Raw genomic sequence first — 21,227 nt, forward strand, 5'->3', positions numbered from 1 at the left:
ATCAAATTGACAGTTTATTTAAGAATACCTTGCCGCATATTTATTAACTCCTTTTAAATAGTCACTTAAATAATAGCACGTAAGAGCATATTTGTAAAGGAATCTCCAATTTTTTATCAAAAAGAGTACATGATTACAAAGTATCTGTAATCATGTACCAATATTTGTTATTTTACAATCTTCCAATTACTCCCGTTCTTTTCAAGTACCAAATCAAATTGAGATACCTGCGTTGCTTTGGTCTGCTGGTCGATATACTCCACTGTCAGCGATACCGTGACTTGATTATCCTTACGATTGTGAATAGGATTTACCAGTTCTTGAAAGATGTACTCTTTTCCGATTGGTTTTAATATCCCGTCATTCACATAGTAGGAAAGTTCACTGGCTGTCGCTGTAGGATAGAGCTTGAAGAACGTCGTTAAAAACTCATTGATTTCATTGGTTGTAATGGAATCAACCGTCCCCTCACTTTCAATGGCTTTTGGTTTATAACTTGATTTCTTAGGTATGTTGGTAATGGTCGGATTCTTAACCAGTACCATATTTCCAGAACCATCTACATAGACACTCACTATATAAGCAGAGTGGACGGTCTTTGTATTTTCTCCCTCTGTAATGAGCTGGTCTACACTGTAGGTTACATTAAACTCATTGTCGCCAGTTGGCTCTACCGTCCATATCTGAAATCCTCTTACAGAAGACGATACAGGAATATCTTTGCGTACTGTATCAACATTGAGAGCTTGAAGTTCATCTGTCAGATAGCCTTTTAGACTTTCCATTCGATTATCAATGGACTTATCGGATTGCTCCCATGAATAGTAGACTTTCGCAAAGTTCTCTACAAAATTTTCTACATGATGAGTATCAACGTATTCCTTTTCTATGATAGTTGTTTCGTGAATAGTATGAGTATCTATAGCTGTAAAGTGCTTGAATATCGCAAAGCTGAAACTAAGCCCTAAAAGTACCCACAAGGCAATCACAACCTTTTTATGAGGATTGACCTTATAGACACGAGGTTTCTTTTCCTTTGGTATCTGTTTTTCTTTATTCTGATTTTTTCTAAATTTCATCATTAAATCTTCCTTTCTCATTGTTTGATTCGTCCTGCTCCCACTAAATGCTGTTGCCAGTAGGGGCTTGTTAAGTCGGCATAACCGATTGGGTCGCCTGCATGAAACATACGGTTATTGCCAAGGTATATCCCAACATGAGTAATATAAGAGCCAGCGTTATAGGTAGAATGAAAGAAAACCAAATCGCCAGCTTGTGCTTCCGATAGTGGGATATGCTGGGTCACATCATATTGCTGTTGTGCGGTTCGTGGTAAGTTAATTCCAGCTTTTCCATACGTCCATTGTGTCAGTCCGCTACAATCAAAAGAAGTAGTCGGGGAAGCTCCACCGTAAACGTATCGCCAGCCCTCATATTTCAGTGCTTCGTCCATGATGGCTTGTACCGTATCATCATCAAACTCTGTTATGACAAGATACTGCGTTACCAGTTGCACATAAAACATATTGCCATAGTTGTATCGCCAGCCCCCATTGATAGGTATGGCTATGGGATTGGGGTAAGACACTTTTTCGCCACCTGAATACTCTTTTGAGAAACTTTGAGCCAGTTCAAAGGTATATTTATTTCCACGATTAGCCACATACCCTAAGAAACCACCACCATAATTGTAGGACTGGATAACCGATTCTAAATCTACACTGAGCCTTTCGCTACTGGCTAATAATTCACTGAAATACTTCACACCTTGCTTAATGGATTCTTCTGTACTCAATGAATTAGGTGGAAGACCGAGGGATTCCGAGGACTGCATAACATCTTCCGCAGTACCGCCCGATTCCACCTGTATAATCGCAAGAAGTATGTTGACATATTCTTCAACGCCATATTCTTTGGCATATTTTTCTACCATAGGCTTATGAGCCAGCACTTCTGCGGAAACATTCACACCTCCATAATGAATATTGGAAATTCCGCTGTCCTGTTCATCTGAAAATAAAATGGCAACAAACAGAAGCAGTGAGAAGACCATCAAGAATAATCCAGAACCACCAATCACTAAAGTTTTCAACTTCATGGTTTCTTACCGACTTTCTTAATGGTGGCGGTTTTGATTGGTGGTCTACTTCTTGTATTTTGTAGTGGTACTCTTTGAACAGTAGACGGACGTTCTTTTGTGATTGGACGTTGTGAAGTTCTATCTGCTGTAGTGGTTGAAGTTGCTGGCTTTTGAACGGTTTTTTCTTGAACGGTATTGCCTTGGCGTTCCACTTTTGGACTTGAAAAATCGGACTTAACTGCTGGACGCTCTTGTTTGGCTTGTTGAGATTCCTTATATGAAGTCTGAATATTAGACTGTTTTGAGGTCTGTTCATCATGATATTGTTCTTGTCTTGTAGTCGGTCTTTCATGAACAGAAGAAGCAGGCTGTTTTTTCTGTTTGACCTGTTCCATTTCAGAGCGACGCTTCGCAATGGTTTTTCGCCTTTGTTCCTGCTGTTCCTTGCGTCCACTGGCTCTGTCCGCTTTGGTTTGAGAAATACTACTGGTTAAATCACGGACATTCTCTTTTACTTTGGATTTTCCTTGATATACTGCATATCTTGCATTGGTCGGCAAATCTTTAACCTGTTCTTTCAAACCACTAGCAGTGTCTACCATTCTGTCTTTGGTATCAGCTACTGTACCGATGGTTTGACCGATACGTTTTCCAAGTGTTGATTTTTCCTTTCCGTCTGGTCGGGAGTGATCTGCTTGTGTCCTTGCAGAACTCCCCGAACCCGACTGTCCTTTTTTACCTGTAACAATGGCAGACCCAGCCCCTAGAGTAGTCATGGAACGTCCAAGTTTCCGCTGTAGACGGTGCATGTGAGCGTGCATAAGCATACGAGGTTTTCTCATCACACGACTTCCCACACTTTGAGAATCGTTACTCTGTAGAGAAAACATACTCATTAAATCGCCCAGCTTGAAGTAGATTCCTGCAAAGGTCACAATCTGTAGAAAAGCAATCAAAAAGAACGGATAACCAGCCGATAAGGTATAGAGCATGGTTGAAATACTAAATGCTGTCGTAATAATCAATGTGATTCCAGCTCGTGTCAAAATGGTATTAAAGAGCTTTGTTATGGCTCGTTTTGACATACCATCAAATGATGGAATCATGCTTAAAATAAAGCTCACAGGCAGAAACATAGCATAGATGATAAAAAGTACCTGCGAGAAAATCATGATTCCTGTTAATAGGAATACAAATATGGAAATCCCAATATTGAAGACAAATAGGAAGAAGACTGTACCTAAACGGTTAATGGTCTTTGTAATGGTTAGATTGGTATTGCTTCTGTCTTCAATTTCTTCCGCAACAATTTTTTCTCTGTCTTCGCCATTGTTGGAATCTGGGCTGGTGGAGAGCAGGCTTTCCACACGGTCAATACCGATACTTTCAATGTCTGAACTGTTGTATTGAAGCAGTAGCCACGGTTGCTGAACCTGTATGGAAAACAGGCTATCTCTGATTAAGTCCACGCTGTCCTTGCCTTGACTATCGGAATGGGGCATGACAATCTTCGTGCCAAGTGATAAACTGGCATTACTGATGTCTGATGAAAAGTCATTGATTTTTTTAATGTAGTCGGGAGCGTAGGCAATAAAGGAAGCCGATAGGATAAACACCAGCACAAAATTCATAATGGCATGAATTGCCTTTGTGGTTTCTCTCTTTATCAGTCCCGTATAGGCAACATAAACCCCAAGAACCAAAATCAAGAGTAAGAGGAATCCAACATAGAAACCCTCTGTTGAAAATCCGTTTGCACTCACACCAGCTAAGGTCTGCATATTCTTACCAATGGAATCTGCTGTAGCGGAAATGAAGTCTAAGGAATAGGCTTCCTGTACTAAGTAACCTGTCGCATTGGAAACATACAAACTGATTGTCCAAATAAAATTGGTAATGGCATATAGTCCATACATGACCTGTTTTCCAATCCCGTCCGACCAGTTCCACGGAAGCCAGCCCCAGCTATTATCCACATAAAAATCCAGTTGATAGTTTTCAAGTGGGTATCGGCTGTATTCATTTGCCACATTGACCGTATCATCTACCAAGCCCGCAGCTTGAACCACCGTTCCCAGCATGGCTAAAAGAAAAATGGCAATCACAAGTGTGAAAGCCACTGTCATTGCCACTTTACCTAGACGTTTCAGCGTCCAGTTTGATTTTATTCTGTTTACTATTGATGGTTTCACATTTACACCTCTTTTCGCACAGGTGGTCTGGTATCAAAGGCATGGAGCAGTTCTTCAAATACAGGGTGGAACTGTATCACACCGACACGACCATATAAATCACTGATAAGGCATTGCCCGTTTTCCAAATCACGCAATCGCTTCTGATTGTTTTCGTCCTCTGGGTCTACACCAAAAAAGGCTAAGGTCTTTTTAATCTCGTTAAGGTCAGTGGAACGAAATGCAAATTTTAAGCCGAGGTTATTTTTCAGTTTTTCATCTAAGAGGTCGTCTGTATTTTGGGTCACGAAATATACCCCAGCGTTCATAGCACGACCAGCCCGAACCAGCTTCATAGATAGTGTTTTTCCTTGTGCTACCTGTAAAAAGCTCCATGCTTCGTCTAAATCTACAATCTTGAAAATGCTTCGGTCTGTATGGATAAAGTCTAAAGCAAAGGTACTAATGACAATCAGCATAGCAACGGATAAAAGCTCCATAGTGGTATATTCCTCAAAGGAAGTTTCCTTGTCGGGAAGTACCAAGTCCGCAACCTGTATAATGTTCAGTTGTTTTTCTAAGCTGATAGACTGCTCCACATAACCATTACTGAATAATAAATGTGCAAAGTCATAGTCTGTAAAACTTTCGATATGGTCGGCTATACTGGTACTTAGTGGCGTATTCTCAACCCGTAATTCCTCAATCACTTTCATCAACCCTCGTACTTCACTATTGGTTACTGCACGAATGGCTTTTCTAAGGATTGGGAAGCGTTCCCCATCACGAGAGGAAATCCCCGTAAGGAATGTCAGAATATCAATAGCCAGTGATTCAGAATCTTTGGGATTTTTCATAATCACATAAGGGTCAAGTAAGCCTTTGTTTTTCTCATCAGAAGTCAGAGTGACGATATTGATTTCATGGGAAATCTCTGGCAAGGTTTCTTTCCATCTGCCACGTTCTGCTTTTGGGTCTACAATCACTGCTTGTGCCCCATAAAGCACCGCATAATAGACGATAAGGTTATTCGCAAAGGATTTACCACCACCCAGCGAACCAACAAAAGCCGACGCTAACGCATTGGTTACTGAACCCTTAACCCCTTGACTGGCAAGAGCAGGTTTCAGATAGACATTGCGTCCAGTATCTAAGCTGTAGCCAACATAAATCCCCTCATTTTCCCCCAGCATTTGAGTAGCACCAAAACCTAAACCAGCGAGGAAATCAGAGGTCACGTATTGAATATAATCATTCATATAACGCTTGCTGGCAGGTAAAAATTCTTCATGTAAGCCGAGCATATCCCCAAATGGTCGTACCAGTTTTACGCTTAAATCGTCATAAAAATCTTTCACTTCATTACAACGACGTTTGAGTTCGTCAAGATCATTTGCTGATACCCTTACCACATAAGACAGCTTGTACATAGATTCCTTGCTTTGGTCTAAATTGGTTTCCAGCTCATTCACACTTTCCAGAGCTTCCGCCACATTGGAGCTGGTTTCATTATCACTTTGCCAAGCGTGGTTATCCAAGTCTTTCAGTTCTTTCTTTTTATTGCGGACAGTAGATAGGGCTTTACGATTCGCTACAATTTCCACATTCATTGACGTATCAATCGGGAATGTAAATTGCTGTTGCTGGTAGTAGAAGATTTCAGAGGACGGGAAGTCCAGTTCTCCGACAATGCTGTTAATGGTAAAGTAAGCTACATAGACGGTTTCATCTTCCTGCTGGATTTTCAAATATCGCTGTTTTTCTTCCACCAAACAGCGAGTAGGCTTAATCAAGTCATAGTATTTAATCAGCGTTTCATTATCCAGCTTTTTCTTTGATAGATGGTACTCATACTCTTCATAGGCAGTGCCTGTCTGTCCGTAAAGGTGTTCAATCAGATAGCCGAAGTCGTCCTTATCTAACCTGCGGATTTTGAAACGACGAGAGATTTTATTTTCTAAGAGCTTTTCCATCTTCTGAAAACGCAGGATTTCATCATTACTCATACTAACAAAATCGCCCATCAGCTTATGGTTCACATCATAGACAAAATCAGACAAAGCATTTTTTGCTTCAACGGTAAGACTTTTCATAGAAAACTCCTGATCGTTGAGAAGCAACTTAAAGCCGATAAAGAAACGGTAGTTCACTTGATTTTCGCCAATCATGGATATTAAAGCGTCTGTCTGTTGGTCGATTTTGTCATAGGCAACCGCTTTGAGCTTGCCAGTGACTTCATTTTTGGAACGCTCTTGTGCAGAACGTATGCTGGATTCTGTACTGATTTGTAAAGCATGAATTTTGCCATCACGATTTTGTGCGATAAGCTGTCTGAAAGAATCATGCACTTGTATTTTCTGTTCTGGACTTAGAAATGAGTAATTGTAAGGAACAAGCTCATAGTAAGCATAACATTCCCCGTCTTTATTCCAGACGAGATTGTTTTCAATGTATTTAATTGGATATGCCATAAAATTCACTCCTAACTGCTGTAATGGCTTCTTGTGGCTGGTTTCTGCCAAGCGTTACTTTTTTTCCTGCATAGGTCAGCTTTGGTCGCAGTGCATAAGCAATGACAGACTTCAAAAATCCATAAGGCTTTTTACCATCAAAAGTTTTTGTAGACATAAACCATGTGAAAGCCACAGGAATCCCAAAGTATTTGAGAAATGCTCCCTCTATCATGGAAAGAGGGGGCAAGTTGCCAAGTATCATCACTGCAAAGAGTGACACGACAAACCATGTCATTTGCGTAAAGGTTATGGGAAACGGAAGTCTAAAATCATTGATAGAATACAGTACCTTTTCCACAGACCAGATACTGGTATAGCTTCGTATTTTCTTCATGTAATCAATCCTTTCATAAAAAATAGGGGTAGCTGATTGAGCCACCCCGTAAAATAGAAAATCTGCCAGTAGTAATGTACCGACAGATTTAATAGACGATTTCAAAAATCCCATGATTGGTTGAGATAAACGTTCCTGAAAGGTCTAAATCCCGACCATAGGCTTGATAATCAATATAGTTTTGAAGACTAGCTGGTACTTCGCCTAAAGCACCCGTTTCTTCAATGTAGTAGCGTGCCACGTCATACATATCATCACAATCGGAATGAATGATAATATCCTCTTGATGTTCGCTTAGTTCTTCAATGCTTGAAAAATGAGTGAGCAGAGCAGATAGCTCCGATTGTAATTCTTCGGGTAATTCCGATACCATTTCCCATAGTCGATTGAGTTCGCCAATGGAAGTGTATTCGTCAACCGTAAAGGGTAACTCGTAGTCATGAATGGCGTATTCCTCATATTCATCATTCAAGCCGATTTTCTCTTTGACTTCCTCAAAGTCAATGGGAAAGGTAAACCACGCACCGACCAATTCGCCCTCATTGTATTTGCCTAAATTCGCAATATAGACTTGCATATCGTCCATATATTCACGTCCTTTCTTTGTAGAGATTCAAAAATCCCTACCGCACTTCGTTTGGTGTACCATTCCTTTGCGGAACATAAGAAAACCACTTATATTCCACAAAAGAACGGTTTTATTTAAGCACCAATAATGCGATTGAATAGCTCTAGTAAAATGTCTTTTACTCCAGCAGCGTTGAAGACTAAGCCAACCGCAATAATCGCAATAATTAAAAAGCCAATCAGTTTGCTAAACTCACGCTTGAAGCCAAGATACAAGCCAATCACAACGATTGCTAAAAGCACCAGTGATTGAGCGTTTGATAGAAACCAGTTATAAAGGTTTTGTCCAAAATTCATAAAAATGTTCTCCTCTCTATATTCAATGAATTTGTATTTGAGTTATTTTTTTGTTGTTATCACGTCCTGTTCTTTTACTGACTGTTGCTTCAAAATCTGCTTGTGTCGGTCTGTCAGTTTCGCATGGTCGAGAATGTCTTTTACAACCTGCGTCTGGTTGATTTCATCAAGTTTAATCGCAACCTTTAAGGTCGGGGCAACTTGATGAGATAGCCAGTTCAGCGTCCTTTGGAAGGAGTAAGGCTCTGGTTTTGTGGTTAGTTTTAATCGTTCACGATTGTTCCCAATAAACCAAGCCCATTCTTCATTCAGTTTCCAATCAGAACGAGGTTTGGAATCGTCTTTATCTACAAAACGGATATACCGATTGATAATTTTAAAGGCGGTATGCTCTGGATTGTCATAGACGAGTAAATCACGGACTGCATAATAGGCACGCTCATTTTTCAATCGAATCTCAAAACGGTTTTTTACTTCTGCGTCTTCAATGGGAATATCATTTTTCTTGTACTGCTCGTAGTCCTTTTCATAGATACAGAAATAAACTTCACTTTGTAATGAACCGATATAGAGGGTGTTTCCCATACATTCCTTTTCCTCTTTGCGTACCAGTTCGCCACTGCGATAGCTTTTAAAACTGCGGAAGACGGAGATACATTCTTCCTGTTGGCACTTTTCAGTGAGTACAGGGATATTTAAAATCCCTGTCTTATCGTTAATGGCAAGGTCAAGGCGTTTCATCACACCGCCAGCCACCAAAACGTCCATAAAGAACTCATACCAGCTTCTTTGTTGTGCCAGAAGATAGCTTTCAAATTGTCTGCACCCACGACCTTTCAATTCCACCAGAACTCCTTTGTCCAGTTCATGGGAGCAAAGGACGAATATGTCGCCTAAAGCATAATGCTCTGAATAAGAATAGAAACCATAGTCCTCATGAAGAAAATAGGACAGTTTCAGTTGTAAGATGTTTTCGACCACCTGCTGTACGTCTGTTGTCGGAAAGCGAATTCTTACATAATCAAACAGCATTTCAAGGGGAGCGTCGGGATTGAAGCGTTCCAGAGCTTCCCAAAGGGACTGCTGTAAATCCTCTGATGGCTTGACTTTTCCTGTTTCAATATCGCTTAGATACTGCCTTGTAATACCAGTCGCAACAGCTAAACGGTTTTGAGATAGTCCATAAGCCAAGCGTTTTTCTTTTAAATGCTGTAACCAAGTTTGTTCATTCAGTAAAAATCCCTCCAATCAAAAAGGCGTATGTCAACTTTTAAAGCCCATTTGACATACGCTGAAATTTTGTAAATCCCTTGTAACCAAAGGATTTTCTAATGTTTTTTTGACTGTTTCCTGTCGATTTGTACCCCCCTGTTAGATACGGGGGGTTAAGTGCTGGCGTGGCTATTGCCACACCAGCCAGCAAGATCAGTCCACACCTGCGACTTCCGCTTCGCACGTCGCCTGCGTGGACTGTCTGCTGTTGGATAACTTTTTAATTTCCTCCAAGAAATCATATCCTTTTGGTACAAGGGGAGTATAAAACTCTGATATGACACTTGTTCCTACATCAACATAGCCACGACCTTTGATTCGCTTTAAGAAGAAATCCTTTTGTACGTCACTGCCAAACATCATGCCATAGCCCATTTCAGACATACGACCTAAAGCCACTCTGAAATTAAACTGATCACGGATTCCGTCGCCTAAATATTTTGCGTCTGGACGTTGACAAGCCAGTATTAGAAAGAAGCCAGCTTGACGACCTAACATGACAATCTGTTTCAGCTTATTCATAACTGCGGTGTTTTCTTTTGTTCCCAGCATTTCCATGAAAGCGACGTATTCATCAAAGATTAAGAAGTGTGCCGGGAGACCTAAGTAAGCATAATTTTTGCCAGTCTTATAGTTCTTCATCTGCTTCATTTCCTCACTACGTTTCATCATTTCTTCATAGAATGTTTCAATGCAAGAAAGCAAGTCTTCTTTTCTATAGTAGACATTTGCCATCACAGAACCTAAGTCCGCAAGATCAGCATTTTTCGGGTCAAGAATATACAGTTTTGAATCTGTATGAAGCAAGGCTTCAATCAGTGTCAGTATAAAGTAAGTTTTACCGCCACCTGTACCACCAGCAATCAACATATGAGGGAGCTTATCATATTCCCACCATACGTTTTTCATTAAGCGAAGTTTACCATCTTTAGCTTCTACTTCATCAATAGAAATACGACTGGCTATGGTGTCATAGAGCAAAGTATATTCCACATAGGAATCCTTTAACTCTTTATCCGTCAGCTCACAGTACAAGCCACTCTCTAATTTCTTTTCCAAGTGTAAGAGTTGGTCTTGATATTTTCCCAGCGTGATTTCCACCCGTATCTGTATCAAGCCATTTTTAAGTCGATAATACATTTTAGGGAAGTAGGTTATCTTTTCCTTTGTACGACCAGCACTATCTTTAAAGAAACCCTCTGTTTTGACCTGTTCAGATTCATACCACTTGTTTTCAAGTATCATCTTTGCCAGTTTTTGACGGTGGTAAAGTTGTTTAACCGTATCATAGCGAACCCGTTTGAATACAAACGCTACCAGCAAGCAGATAAGAATTGCGACACTGAAACTGATAATTAAATAGGGAATGTCAATCTTATCTGCTTGTGATAGGTTAAAATCCTGCCAGTTGATCTGCTGGATTGTCTTCACATGAAACAGTCCGACAACCAGCAGGAAAACAGGCAGGAGTGACGCTATCGTAAAATGAAAGACTAAATCTTTACCAGATGGGCGAATCCTTTTACCACGCTGTTTCATGCGAAAAAGTCTCCTTTCTACCTAGCGACTATTTGTCTTGTGTCGGTTCTTTCTTTGCTTGTGGTTGAGCTTTGAATGAACTAGAATCCTTTGTCAGCACAATATCGTCTGCCTTGATATACCAGTCAACATCTGCTCCTTGATAGGTGGCAGTAGCAACGGTGTCCGCAATGGGATTGATAAGTTCCACCCGTGCGTTATAATCAAACTCTTTCAAAGGCACGCTGGCAGGAATACTTACTTGAATCATGCGTCCTTGTCCTTTGGATTTTAAGTCATAGGTACGTTCCTTGATTTCATCTGAAACCGACCCGTCTTCATTTTGGATTCTCACTTCACGACGTAGAGCAGAGAATTTCAATTCTCCAAAAGTCGTGTCTTTATCTAATACAATGCCATTTGCTAATCTCATCATTTTTCCTCTCTTTCTTTATTCTTTTATCATGTCGTCAGCATGTAAAAGGTAATTTGTAAAACCACGAGTGCCGATTTTGTAGCCCTCTGCGGTAATACGTGGATTGACTAACTTCACACGTTCCTCAAAGCCGAAATGTTTTTCGCCAGCTTCAGCAGGAAGCACCACCACAATATCATCTGCTCTTTGAACATCAGAATAGAGATTATAGCTTCTTGATAAGACAGTTAGCCGTCCGTTGATTCTTCGCTGAACGACTTTATCCTCGCCAGCAAATTCTAAATTGCCGAATGTTTTTTCCATGTTGGGAATCACAAATTTAAGTTCCATATTTTTACCTATCCTTTCTTTTTTATTGGCTGAATGAATGTTTGATGGTCTTAAAGAGTGGGGAACGACCTTTTGATTCTTGATTTTTTGTTTTCATAAGTTCACTTCCTTTCAAAATCGGGTAAAAAAATAGACACCTCATTTTTTGAAGTGTCTACCTATTAAATATTCAAATTTTATTGGAAGTATCTTTATATCTTCACTTTTCAAGGATAAATCGTCGTATCAAAGCTCATTCATAAGTAGTAAATTAGTAGTAAATTGAGTGGTTTTGACCTTGATAAAGTGTGATAAGTCCAGTTTTTATGCGGATAACTAGATTTTTATGCTATTTTTATTAAAAAAAGAGCATTTAATGTAACTTCTATGGAACTAAGAAAAAATTTAGGTATCGATAAGATAAAATATAAATCTAAAAGGAAAGAGAAAGATTTTCTAGGAGATTTAGAGTACTTTGAAATTATAAAAACTTTGACATTAAATAAGTATCTAAATATCAGAAACTTAATCGAGCATGAAAATCATTCGCCGCCTTCAGTTGAAGACTGCCTATCTTTATCTGAATATATATGGAATTATATTAGAAGTACAGTGAACATTTTCAATCAGTTTATAGAGACTATTAGTTTTACTAGCTCAAGTAACAGCAAAATTCTATTTGAATATACAATAGAAGAAAAGAAAAAGGCGTATATTCCTCATTTATATGTAACTGCATTTGTAGGATCAAGTTACATTTCCTTCGTCCATAAAGAAAACGCGATGAAAGTAGAAAAGATAAAGCTATTAAACAAGTTCGATCTACAGAGAGAAATAGAATTTGAGAAAAAGGCGGGTTTTATAGATGATTTAGAGCATATTGCATTTAAGGGAGAAATTCTTGATCCAAATGTACTTGCTGGGTATATAAAAGTTTTGACGTTACCGGAGTATGGGGGGTTAGATGACACATCAATTCAATCGATTTTCTCAGAAGTATGAAAAAAATGATTTCGAAATCTTTTTAACATCCGCTCACGATTACGAAGATGTCATAAAAGGGAAAATGGTATTTTTTGATCATTTATGTTCAGATGGAGTAGAAGCTAAAAAGCGAATAGCTACAATAATTTTTTATATTTTCAACATTTATGATCTTAAAGATATGTTGCCATTAGCAGATTGTATTTCTGGTGATTTGGAATATGTAGCAAGTGCTTATAATATTTATTGTAACGAATTCGGAGGATTAGGATCTATTGCCATATTAGATGAATTCATTCTGACAGATGACGTAAATGACTATAATGAAGAAATACAAATGATTAAATGTTTTTTAGCGAAAACAATAGAAAAATTACAAATAATAGGTACAGGGACACTACTTTTTATGTCCAAGGCTTTAATTTTTAGCCTTAATAAATCAGATAGAATTTTCTTAATAAATGAACTACTCGATATTAGTTGCATACCAATATACCAAGATGAGAAAGATGTAGTTTTAGCTAGAAACCTTGACTATTCAGTATAGTTTAATTAACATTGATTAACACCATATGTAGGGGCTAAATAAAGTTAATAATGGAACTGACACATAAATTGTTAAAAGGGAAAAATATTTCGTGATTCTAAATATCTTAAGTGGCACCATTACGTAAGAATTATTATATTTGCAGATAATAAAGTTAAAAATGATTTATTGGAAAATATTGGAAGTTTTTAGGTTGAATGTAAGTGGAGTATATATATGACTAAAGAAATGAAAACATCGAAAGAAGAAATATGTGAGTATCGGTTTTCTAGAATTGATGAAAGCGACTTAAGTGTGGATGCATCGGAAGCACTAGAAAGATGCTGGAGATGTGGATCTAAGAGAAGCCTTGAGAGATGTCATATAATTCCAAGATCCTTGGGTGGTGAAGATGTTCCATCGAATTATGTGTTACTTTGCGAAAGATGTCATTTAGAAAATCCTAATGTTTATGATCCTGAAATTATGTGGGATTGGCTTAAAGCATATAAAGAAAATTATTATGATACGTTTTGGATAAATCGAGCATTAGAGGAATATGAAAAAATTTACAAAAGAAAGTTTAAAGATGATATTGCCCCATTTAATCAATATTTAACAGATGAAGTAGCCAAAGAATTTTTAGACAAAGAAATGGATAATTATGCTACACACCATTTTGGGCAAGCATATTTAAATTCTGCAACGATAGCTGGTTTAATGAGAATTTTAATTAAGAAATTAATAAGAAAATATGATGTTAATATTTAAAGGATGAAATTAATTTTTATAAAATACAGTATAAAAACGACTATAGGGGGGTAAAAATAAGTTACAAGTCTGGGTTTAAGTTAAATTTGATAAACAGAGAAGGAACAATGGCAAAAACAAACCTATATGTGAGTTTGAAAAAATTGACAAATCGCGGTAATTACTGTATTATAATAAATAACAGTACCCGACACGCCTCTTAACAATGCGGACCAAGTCGGGTCTTTTGATTATAAGGAGAAATAAAGTGAAGAAGTCCCACCAAGCTCCAATAGATTTAAACGAGCAAATTGAAAACTTAATATCTTTAGGTTTAGAAATAGAAGATAAAGGTTATGCAAAAAGTGTGCTTAACAAAGTATCTTATTATAGGATTGTCAAGGCTTATAGTATAACTTTAAAAGAAAATGGAAAGTACATAGAAGGAACCACTTTTAAAGATATAGTTGACCTATATTTATTTGATATGGAACTTAGACATATTTTGTTTTCGTTAATAGAGCATATAGAAGTTTATTTAAGAGCTGTAATTACTAATTACTTTTCATTAAAATATGGGAATTTTGGATATAAAGATTTAAGTAACTATAAGAAAAAGAATTTTCAGAAGAGTACCCTAAAGGAATTAGAAAGAGAAATAAAAAGAAATAAGAAATCACCATTTATACATAACTTCGAAAAAAATTATGAAGGCGGAGAGATTCCATTCTATGCTGCAATAGAGGTAGCAAGTTTTGGTACACTTTCTAAAATGTACAAGAATATGGAGAATGAAGATAAGAAAGAAATTGCCAAAGAATTCGAGGTTGACTATATTTATTTAGAATCTTGGATTGAAAACTTATCTTATGTAAGAAATATATGTGCTCATTATGGACGATTATATGGTGCGAAACTGACAAAAACTCCAAAGCTATATAGAGAATATTTAAGACAAGGCATATCTAATAATACTATCTTTGCTAGTATTATTAATCTGAAGATACTGTCTAATCAAGAGTATTTTGAGAAATTTTATAGTGACTTATTAGAAATAATTAATAAATATCCAACAGTAGAATTGAAGCACTTAGGGTTTATAGAGACTTGGGAAAGCATTTTTTAATGATTTCAGAATAAGCCAAAAGAATAATTACTTAAAAACAGCTTCAAGTGAGCTGTTTTTTACATAATACAGGATGGTATAATAAAATCAGCAAAAATAGTAATGGAGGTGATTTTTTGACAGGTATGGAAAAAATTATAGATTTAATCAACTTAAAACAAGAAGGCAGTTATTGGGATTTTAAGAAAGAATGGTATAGATCTGATAATAAAGGTAAACAAGATTTACTTCATGATGTTATTTGTATGTCTAATAATTTGGAAAGTAAGGATGCGTTTATAATAATTGGAGTCGATGAAGATGATAACTATAACATTAGAGATGTAAGTGAAGATGAAGGAAGAAGAAATACACAAAATATCGTTGATTTTCTAAAAGATAAGAAATTTGCTGGGGGTTTAAGACCAACTGTATATGTAAAAAGCTATCAAATTTTAGGTAAAACAATTGATGTAATAGCGATATTGAATGACAATAACACACCATATTATTTGACAGATAACTTTCAGGGAATTAGAGCAAATTACATTTATACGAGAATTCAAGATACTAATACACCTATAGATAGATCAGCAGATTTAGATAAAGTTGAATTTTTATGGAAGAAGAGATTCGGATTAACTCAATCTGTATTAGAGAGATTAGAGATTTATCTTGAAGACTATGAAAATTGGAATGATGGTCCATATGGTGAGATGCAGAAGTATTATAAGTATTTTCCAGAATTCACTATAGAATATGAAAGCGCTAGAGAAGAAAGAGATGGATATAGATATTATCTTTTTTCTCAAACAGATTCAAGGCCACATTGGTATGATATAAAATTTAAATATCATCAGACATTATTGAAAGAATTAGGTGGAGTTGCTTTAGATGGAGGTAGGTACTTCACGCCTTGCCCTGAAATAGATGGAATCACATTAGACAAAAACAATAGCTTTAGTTGGGATTTTTCATATAGATATTTTACGAAGGGTACTTTTCTTTACAAATTAAATCAGTTTTTCTTTTTCCAAGAAACCTTCAGTGATGAGTTCTCAAGACAGGAATTCTTTGAAGTAATACTATTATTTCAATCGGAAGAAGAACGTATGGAATTTAAAGAATTTATTAGGAATAATTGGTATAAGAGAAACGAATATTTAAAACATGTACATATGCCAAATATTCCGAATTTTCCTCAGTACAAAGAGGGAGCATTTGTTGAAGAATATGAAAACGCATTGGTTTTAAATATAATGTTAAAAGAATTTAGAAATAGCTTAGAATAAATATGTTCCCTCATACGAGGCTTTTGAGAAATCTTAAATTTTATTCATACTGACCACTCGAGCCATGCTGAAGCCCTAACCCTCTTGGTACGAGATTCGCAAAGCGAATCGAAGTAGCAATAGAGGTAGGTCTCATGCCAAGAATCTCCAAGAGAAGCGCCCGCAAGGGTGATTCGATTGGCAAGATTCGACGGCCGAGAGTGTTGTTTTGATGTTAAGAAAATAAAATAAGAGACTCTAAGACTGTTGAAATCAATGGCTTTTAGGATTTTTAAAGAGATCTTAAAAGCCATTTTTTTTGATAAATACCTTGTAGGAACATATCGATGGTAAAAATCGTAGGGGTGTGTAGACAGGATAGATATTTATAAGGAGAGTGGAGAAGAGAAACTGAAAGTAATATTTAAGTCAGGAATTGAAATTGATATCAACAAGTAGCAGATCCGTAAAGGGTCTGCTTTTACTTATAATGGTAATGGTGTTAAACTAAATTGAGTGTATTTTTGTACTTATAATGTATAATCTAACATAGATTTAATGATTTTCAGGAGATTTTATATGAACAAGATATTACTATTAGAAGATGACAAGAGCCTTATTTATGGTTTGTCATTTTCTTTTAAGAAGCAAGGGTTTAATGCTGATATAGCTAGAACTATAAGCGAAGCTTTAGATTTATGGTCAAAAAACAAATATGAATTATTAATTTTAGATGTATATCTTCCTGATGGATCAGGGTTTGAATTTTGCAGAAAAGTCAGAGAAAACTCTGATGTACCTATTATTTTTCTAACAGCCTCTGACGAAGAAACAAGTGTAATTATGGGTCTGGATATTGGTGGAGATGACTATATAACTAAGCCATTTAGATTAAGTATTTTAATCTCAAGAATAAATGCACTTCTTAGGAGAACAGAAAAATATAATAACCAAAATATCGAATCAAATGGTATAAAAATTCATTTATCAGAAAGTGTTGCTTATAAAAATGGTCACGCTTTAGATCTAACGAGTGGTGAATATAAACTTCTTTGTTTATTAATGAAAAATCCTGATATTGTCCTATCTAAAGATCAAATTTTAGAGAAATTATGGGATATTAATGATAATTATATAGACAATAATTCCGTAACTGTATATATTCGCAGACTTAGAGTGAAAATTGAAGACAATCCTAGCCATCCCAAAATGATACAAACTATTAGAGGTCTGGGATATAAGTGGAACGTTTCTTGTTGAGGTAAACAATGATGTCAGTATTTTCAGATGAAAACAATAAAAGATATTTCAAACATATCTTTACAGTTAATATCTTATTCGCCTTATTAATTCAAATATTTACTTGGAAAGAGTTCAAAACTATTTCTACTCCTTCAATTTTTATAAGTCTTATTTTTATTTTTTTGACACCTGGTATATTTTATCTTTATTTAAAACGCCAAGAAGAAATTATAGAAAATGCAGAAGCACAAATCAATATGTATCTTGAAGGCAATCATAATGTTCAGATTGATTCTGACAAAGAAGGGACAATTTACAGGTTATTTAATTCCATAAATCAGATGGCTTCAATATTAAATGCCCGAGCCAAGAATGAAACGAAAGAGAAGAAATTTCTAAGAGATATTATATCTGATATATCTCATCAACTAAAGACACCATTAGCAGCTTTAAACATATATAATGAACTTATTTTTAATGAGGTTGATAAAGATTATCCAATTAAAGATTTGTGTGAAGCGTCAGACCATGAGCTTAATCGAATGAATACATTAATACAAAACCTTTTGAAGTTAGCTAAGTTTGATGCAGGTGTGATTGTTCTTGAAAAATTGAATGAAAATGTGTATGCAATGATTAAAGACGTAGAACTCCACTTTACATACCGTGCGAAAAGTGAAAAAAAACATCTACAAGTTTCTGGAGATGAAAAAATAAATCTTACTTGTGATAGAGATTGGCTATTGGAAGCAATAAATAATATTGTGAAAAATGCTTTTGATCATACCAAAAGCGGTGATGTAATTAAAATTGAATGGGAACAATTCTCTTCTATTTTACAGATAAAAATTACAGATAATGGCTTTGGTATACATGAGGATGATCTTTATCATATTTTCAAGCGTTTCTATAGAAGTAGACATTTAACAGATTCGCAAGGGATAGGCTTAGGACTACCCTTAGCAAAGTCTATCATCGAAGGACATGGAGGCACAATTGAAGTTTCTAGTGAATTAGGTTATGGGACTAATTTTATATTAACTTTTAGAAATCCTACAAAATTGTAGGATTTTAGTAATTTAATTGTAGGAATGGAGTGTTATTCTTTAATAAATAGAATAAGATCGAGGTGTTTTATGAGTTTATTAGAAGTTAAATCTGTTTCAAAAATATATGGAAAAGGCGACAATGCAGTGCATGCTTTAAAAGATATTAAATTTTCTGTAGATAAAGGAGAATATATAGCTATAGTAGGAGAGTCAGGTTCTGGGAAAAGCACCCTCCTAAATATAATAGGTGCGCTAGATACACCTACTGATGGTAAGGTTATTATTAATAATAAAAGTTTGTTTTCAATGAAAGATAGCGAGCTTACAGTATTTCGTCGCAGAAATATAGGTTTTATTTTTCAGGGATTTAATTTGATTCCAGAGTTGACTGTGGAACAAAACATAATCTTTCCAGTTTTATTGGATTACAAGAAACCAGATAGAAAATATCTTGAAGAACTATTAAATATATTAGGATTACTAGAGAGAAAGAATCACTTGCCAAGTGAACTTTCTGGTGGTCAGCAACAGAGGGTTGCTATAGGTAGAGCGCTTATAACAAAGCCTTCTCTAATTCTAGCAGATGAACCAACGGGAAACCTAGATTCTAAAAATAGTTCAGAGGTTATCAGTTTACTAAAAGAATCTTCACAGAAATATGAGCAAACTATAATTATGATTACACATAGCCGTTCGATAGCTCAAGCAGCAGATAGAGTTTTAAGAGTTTCAGATGGAATACTAGTTGATCAGGGAAGTGCTACAAATGAAAAGCTATCTTAGTTTAATTCCAATATCAGCTAAAATTCGTAAAAAACAGAATCATTTAACTATAATGTGCATAGCTATTTCAGTATTTTTGGTAACAGCAATTTTTAGTATGGCTGAAATTGGCTTACGAATGGAAATTGATAGATTGAAGTTAAAGCATACTGGTTTTAGTTTCAATGATGTATTAAAAAGTAACTTGGGGCAAACTTTAATTCCTGTAGCGATAATATTATTTATTCTAATACTTGTAGCTGCCGCTTTAATGATTTCTGGAAGTATTAACAATAGTATTGCTCAAAGAACAAAGTTTTTTGGGATGATGCGTTGCCTTGGTATGAGCAAAGGTCAGATTAAAAAGTTTGTAAGGTTAGAGTCACTAAATTGGTGCAAAACAGCTATTCCTATTGGTACGTTAATAGGTGTTGTTTCAACTTGGATTCTTTGTGGTGGACTAAGATATATAGTTGGGGAAGAATTTTCTAACATACCTATTTTTACAATAAGTGTAACTGGTATTCTAGCAGGTGTTCTGGTAGGACTTGCAAGTGTTTTAATTGCCGCACAAAAACCTGCGAAAGAAGCCTCTAAGATTTCTCCAATTGCGGCTCTTTCTGGAAATACAGAATCTAATATAGGAAATAAACAATTAGTAAATAATAGATTCTTTCATATTGAAAAATCACTAGGAATAAATCATGCTATAGAAAATAAAAAGAATTTATTTCTAATGTCAGCTTCCTTTGCATTAAGTATTATCTTGTTTCTAACATTTATAGTTTTCGGACAATTTGTAAATTATATAATGCCACAATCTTCTGCCAGAGCAGATATAGAGATTACAAGTAAGGATATTTCAAATAATATTGATCCAAATTTGTTGAATAAATTAAAAGAAGTAGATGGAGTCAAAAATGTATATGGTAGAAGAAGCGCTTTTGATGTAAATGCAATTTTAGAATCTGAATCTAACCGTAGAGAAAAAATAGATATTATCTCATATGATGATTTTGATTTAAAAAGTCTAAAAAAAGATAAAGCCCTAAAGAGAAAAAGTGATTTATCGAATGTATTTGGCAATAGCCATTATGTTTTATCCACTTGGGATAGAGATAGCAATAATAAAATTGGAGATAAAATAAAAATTAAAGGAGAAGATTTTGAAATAGCTGGACTATTGAAATATGATCCATTTAGTAGCGATGGTGAAACTGGAGGTAAAACTACAATAATAACTTCAAATGAAACATTCAAACAGATAACAAATGAAAATGGATATAACTTAGTCATGTTACAGACTGATGAGAATTTTTCAAATGAAAGTATAAATGAAGTTCAAAAGATTATGGGGAACAAGAATACAATAAACGATCGTAGAGAACAAAAGACAACAGGAACATATATGGCATTTATGTTTTTTGTATATGGTTTCATAGCGATTATCGGTCTTGTAAGTCTATTAAATAGTATCAACAGCATATCCATAAGCGTATCATCAAAAATAAAACAATATGGAATGATGCGTGCAGTTGGTATGGACAAACTTCAAATTAAGCGAATGATTAAAGTTGAATCAGCAACCTATGGTTTCTTTGGCTGTTTTATAGGGATTATTGGTGGTGTTTTGCTGAATAAAATTATATTTACAAAATTGATAGAAAATCATTTTTCCTATGCCATTTGGCAGTTTCCAATTTTGCCAACGATGATTTCGATAGGATTTATATTGATTTCAGTAATTCTTTCAACTTATAAACCTATTAAGAGAATTAATAAGATGTCCATAACTGCCAATATAAATGAATTGTAAATTATTCTTTCTTATAGCTATATTTGTTGGTCATCTTAGTAGTATTATAATTAGTTCAATTAGAGGTTTTAAACAGCTCTTTTATGGGCTGTTTTTTCTTAGTTCTAAAATGATATAATAATTATAAGATGTTTATTTATTGACATATTCCCACATACGAGGCTT

20 protein-coding genes are annotated in these 21,227 nt (G+C 35.6%); 9 read left to right on the top strand and 11 right to left on the bottom strand.

From position 1 onward, the window contains the following. Window positions 1-167: 167 nt before the first annotated feature. The 11 genes from KO087_RS06905 to KO087_RS06960 form a co-directional block, all read right to left on the bottom strand. On the bottom strand, window positions 168-1,082 hold the full coding sequence (locus KO087_RS06905) for a conjugal transfer protein (protein WP_000975333.1): 915 nt from the start codon (window positions 1,080-1,082) through the stop codon (window positions 168-170). A gap of 14 nt (window positions 1,083-1,096) precedes the next feature. Continuing rightward, the gene (locus tag KO087_RS06910) at window positions 1,097-2,098 is read right to left on the bottom strand and encodes a bifunctional lytic transglycosylase/C40 family peptidase (protein ID WP_215508562.1); all 1,002 of its coding nucleotides are present in this window, start codon (window positions 2,096-2,098) and stop codon (window positions 1,097-1,099) included. Next, entirely contained in the window at window positions 2,095-4,272 is a 2,178-nt protein-coding gene (locus KO087_RS06915; protein WP_000804748.1) for a CD3337/EF1877 family mobilome membrane protein, read from the bottom strand. The genes KO087_RS06910 and KO087_RS06915 overlap by 4 nt, the downstream gene beginning before the upstream one ends. A 2-nt stretch (window positions 4,273-4,274) precedes the next feature. Then, window positions 4,275-6,722: a conjugal transfer ATPase TcpF gene (tcpF, locus tag KO087_RS06920; RefSeq protein ID WP_000331160.1), complete on the bottom strand. Its 2,448-nt coding sequence runs from the start codon at window positions 6,720-6,722 to the stop codon at window positions 4,275-4,277. Beyond that, window positions 6,706-7,098, bottom strand: coding sequence for a conjugal transfer protein (locus KO087_RS06925; RefSeq protein WP_000723888.1), 393 nt, complete (start codon window positions 7,096-7,098; stop codon window positions 6,706-6,708). Before KO087_RS06925 ends, tcpF begins: the two co-directional genes overlap by 17 nt. A gap of 88 nt (window positions 7,099-7,186) precedes the next feature. Then, the gene (locus KO087_RS06930) at window positions 7,187-7,684 is read right to left on the bottom strand and encodes an antirestriction protein ArdA (RefSeq protein WP_000342539.1); all 498 of its coding nucleotides are present in this window, start codon (window positions 7,682-7,684) and stop codon (window positions 7,187-7,189) included. A 116-nt stretch (window positions 7,685-7,800) separates the two neighbouring features. After that, a complete protein-coding gene (locus KO087_RS06935) occupies window positions 7,801-8,022 on the bottom strand; it encodes a hypothetical protein (RefSeq protein ID WP_001009056.1) in 222 nt (73 codons plus the stop codon). Window positions 8,023-8,064: 42 nt separating this feature from the next. Then, on the bottom strand, window positions 8,065-9,270 hold the full coding sequence (gene mobT / locus KO087_RS06940; RefSeq protein ID WP_000398284.1) for a MobT family relaxase: 1,206 nt from the start codon (window positions 9,268-9,270) through the stop codon (window positions 8,065-8,067). 177 nt (window positions 9,271-9,447) lie between these two features. Continuing rightward, the gene (locus KO087_RS06950; protein WP_000813488.1) at window positions 9,448-10,833 is read right to left on the bottom strand and encodes an FtsK/SpoIIIE domain-containing protein; all 1,386 of its coding nucleotides are present in this window, start codon (window positions 10,831-10,833) and stop codon (window positions 9,448-9,450) included. A gap of 28 nt (window positions 10,834-10,861) precedes the next feature. Continuing rightward, window positions 10,862-11,248 (bottom strand): YdcP family protein, encoded by a 387-nt coding sequence (locus KO087_RS06955; RefSeq protein WP_000985015.1) that lies wholly within the window; start codon window positions 11,246-11,248, stop codon window positions 10,862-10,864. A 15-nt stretch (window positions 11,249-11,263) separates the two neighbouring features. Next, on the bottom strand, window positions 11,264-11,578 hold the full coding sequence (locus tag KO087_RS06960) for a YdcP family protein (RefSeq protein ID WP_000420682.1): 315 nt from the start codon (window positions 11,576-11,578) through the stop codon (window positions 11,264-11,266). 366 nt (window positions 11,579-11,944) lie between these two features. Here KO087_RS06960 and KO087_RS06965 point away from each other — a divergent pair, with 366 nt between their 5' ends. The 9 genes from KO087_RS06965 to KO087_RS07005 all read left to right on the top strand — a co-directional run bounded on the left by KO087_RS06965 (window position 11,945) and on the right by KO087_RS07005 (window position 21,062). After that, window positions 11,945-12,559, top strand: a complete 615-nt coding sequence (locus KO087_RS06965; RefSeq protein WP_215508563.1) for a hypothetical protein — start codon at window positions 11,945-11,947, stop codon at window positions 12,557-12,559. Beyond that, window positions 12,522-13,088, top strand: a complete 567-nt coding sequence (locus KO087_RS06970) for a hypothetical protein (protein ID WP_215508564.1) — start codon at window positions 12,522-12,524, stop codon at window positions 13,086-13,088. The genes KO087_RS06965 and KO087_RS06970 overlap by 38 nt, the downstream gene beginning before the upstream one ends. Before the next feature lie 216 nt (window positions 13,089-13,304). Further along, complete coding sequence (locus tag KO087_RS06975) at window positions 13,305-13,838, top strand: HNH endonuclease (RefSeq protein ID WP_215508565.1); 534 nt, start codon at window positions 13,305-13,307, stop codon at window positions 13,836-13,838. A 247-nt stretch (window positions 13,839-14,085) separates the two neighbouring features. Further along, window positions 14,086-14,943 carry an Abi family protein gene (locus KO087_RS06980; RefSeq protein ID WP_215508566.1) on the top strand — a complete coding sequence of 286 codons (858 nt, stop codon included), beginning with the start codon at window positions 14,086-14,088 and terminating at the stop codon, window positions 14,941-14,943. 125 nt (window positions 14,944-15,068) lie between these two features. Next, on the top strand, window positions 15,069-16,214 hold the full coding sequence (locus KO087_RS06985; protein WP_251374959.1) for an AlbA family DNA-binding domain-containing protein: 1,146 nt from the start codon (window positions 15,069-15,071) through the stop codon (window positions 16,212-16,214). A gap of 558 nt (window positions 16,215-16,772) precedes the next feature. After that, a complete protein-coding gene (locus KO087_RS06990; protein ID WP_215508568.1) occupies window positions 16,773-17,453 on the top strand; it encodes a response regulator transcription factor in 681 nt (226 codons plus the stop codon). An 8-nt stretch (window positions 17,454-17,461) separates the two neighbouring features. Further along, window positions 17,462-18,502: a sensor histidine kinase gene (locus KO087_RS06995; protein WP_215508569.1), complete on the top strand. Its 1,041-nt coding sequence runs from the start codon at window positions 17,462-17,464 to the stop codon at window positions 18,500-18,502. A gap of 69 nt (window positions 18,503-18,571) precedes the next feature. Further along, window positions 18,572-19,267, top strand: a complete 696-nt coding sequence (locus tag KO087_RS07000) for an ABC transporter ATP-binding protein (protein WP_215508570.1) — start codon at window positions 18,572-18,574, stop codon at window positions 19,265-19,267. Beyond that, window positions 19,251-21,062, top strand: a complete 1,812-nt coding sequence (locus KO087_RS07005; RefSeq protein WP_215508571.1) for an ABC transporter permease — start codon at window positions 19,251-19,253, stop codon at window positions 21,060-21,062. Before KO087_RS07000 ends, KO087_RS07005 begins: the two co-directional genes overlap by 17 nt. Window positions 21,063-21,227 lie beyond the last annotated feature (165 nt).

The sequence above is a fragment of the Peptoniphilus rachelemmaiella genome, from assembly GCF_943169845.1.
Classification (GTDB): Bacteria; Bacillota; Clostridia; order Tissierellales; family Peptoniphilaceae; genus Aedoeadaptatus; species Aedoeadaptatus rachelemmaiella.

Bases quoted from the DNA above. Each gene is read 5' to 3' on its own strand.
- KO087_RS06905 (WP_000975333.1), bottom strand. From the start codon at position 1,082: ATGATGAAATTTAGAAAAAATCAGAATAAAGAAAAACAGATACCAAAG.
- KO087_RS06910 (WP_215508562.1), bottom strand. From the start codon at position 2,098: ATGAAGTTGAAAACTTTAGTGATTGGTGGTTCTGGATTATTCTTGATG.
- tcpF (WP_000331160.1), bottom strand. From the start codon at position 6,722: ATGGCATATCCAATTAAATACATTGAAAACAATCTCGTCTGGAATAAA.
- KO087_RS06925 (WP_000723888.1), bottom strand. From the start codon at position 7,098: ATGAAGAAAATACGAAGCTATACCAGTATCTGGTCTGTGGAAAAGGTA.
- KO087_RS06930 (WP_000342539.1), bottom strand. From the start codon at position 7,684: ATGGACGATATGCAAGTCTATATTGCGAATTTAGGCAAATACAATGAG.
- KO087_RS06935 (WP_001009056.1), bottom strand. From the start codon at position 8,022: ATGAATTTTGGACAAAACCTTTATAACTGGTTTCTATCAAACGCTCAA.
- KO087_RS06950 (WP_000813488.1), bottom strand. From the start codon at position 10,833: ATGAAACAGCGTGGTAAAAGGATTCGCCCATCTGGTAAAGATTTAGTC.
- KO087_RS06955 (WP_000985015.1), bottom strand. From the start codon at position 11,248: ATGATGAGATTAGCAAATGGCATTGTATTAGATAAAGACACGACTTTT.
- KO087_RS06960 (WP_000420682.1), bottom strand. From the start codon at position 11,578: ATGGAACTTAAATTTGTGATTCCCAACATGGAAAAAACATTCGGCAAT.
- KO087_RS06965 (WP_215508563.1), top strand. From the start codon at position 11,945: ATGGAACTAAGAAAAAATTTAGGTATCGATAAGATAAAATATAAATCT.
- KO087_RS06970 (WP_215508564.1), top strand. From the start codon at position 12,522: ATGACACATCAATTCAATCGATTTTCTCAGAAGTATGAAAAAAATGAT.
- KO087_RS06975 (WP_215508565.1), top strand. From the start codon at position 13,305: ATGACTAAAGAAATGAAAACATCGAAAGAAGAAATATGTGAGTATCGG.
- KO087_RS06985 (WP_251374959.1), top strand. From the start codon at position 15,069: ATGGAAAAAATTATAGATTTAATCAACTTAAAACAAGAAGGCAGTTAT.
- KO087_RS06990 (WP_215508568.1), top strand. From the start codon at position 16,773: ATGAACAAGATATTACTATTAGAAGATGACAAGAGCCTTATTTATGGT.
- KO087_RS06995 (WP_215508569.1), top strand. From the start codon at position 17,462: ATGATGTCAGTATTTTCAGATGAAAACAATAAAAGATATTTCAAACAT.
- KO087_RS07000 (WP_215508570.1), top strand. From the start codon at position 18,572: ATGAGTTTATTAGAAGTTAAATCTGTTTCAAAAATATATGGAAAAGGC.
- KO087_RS07005 (WP_215508571.1), top strand. From the start codon at position 19,251: ATGAAAAGCTATCTTAGTTTAATTCCAATATCAGCTAAAATTCGTAAA.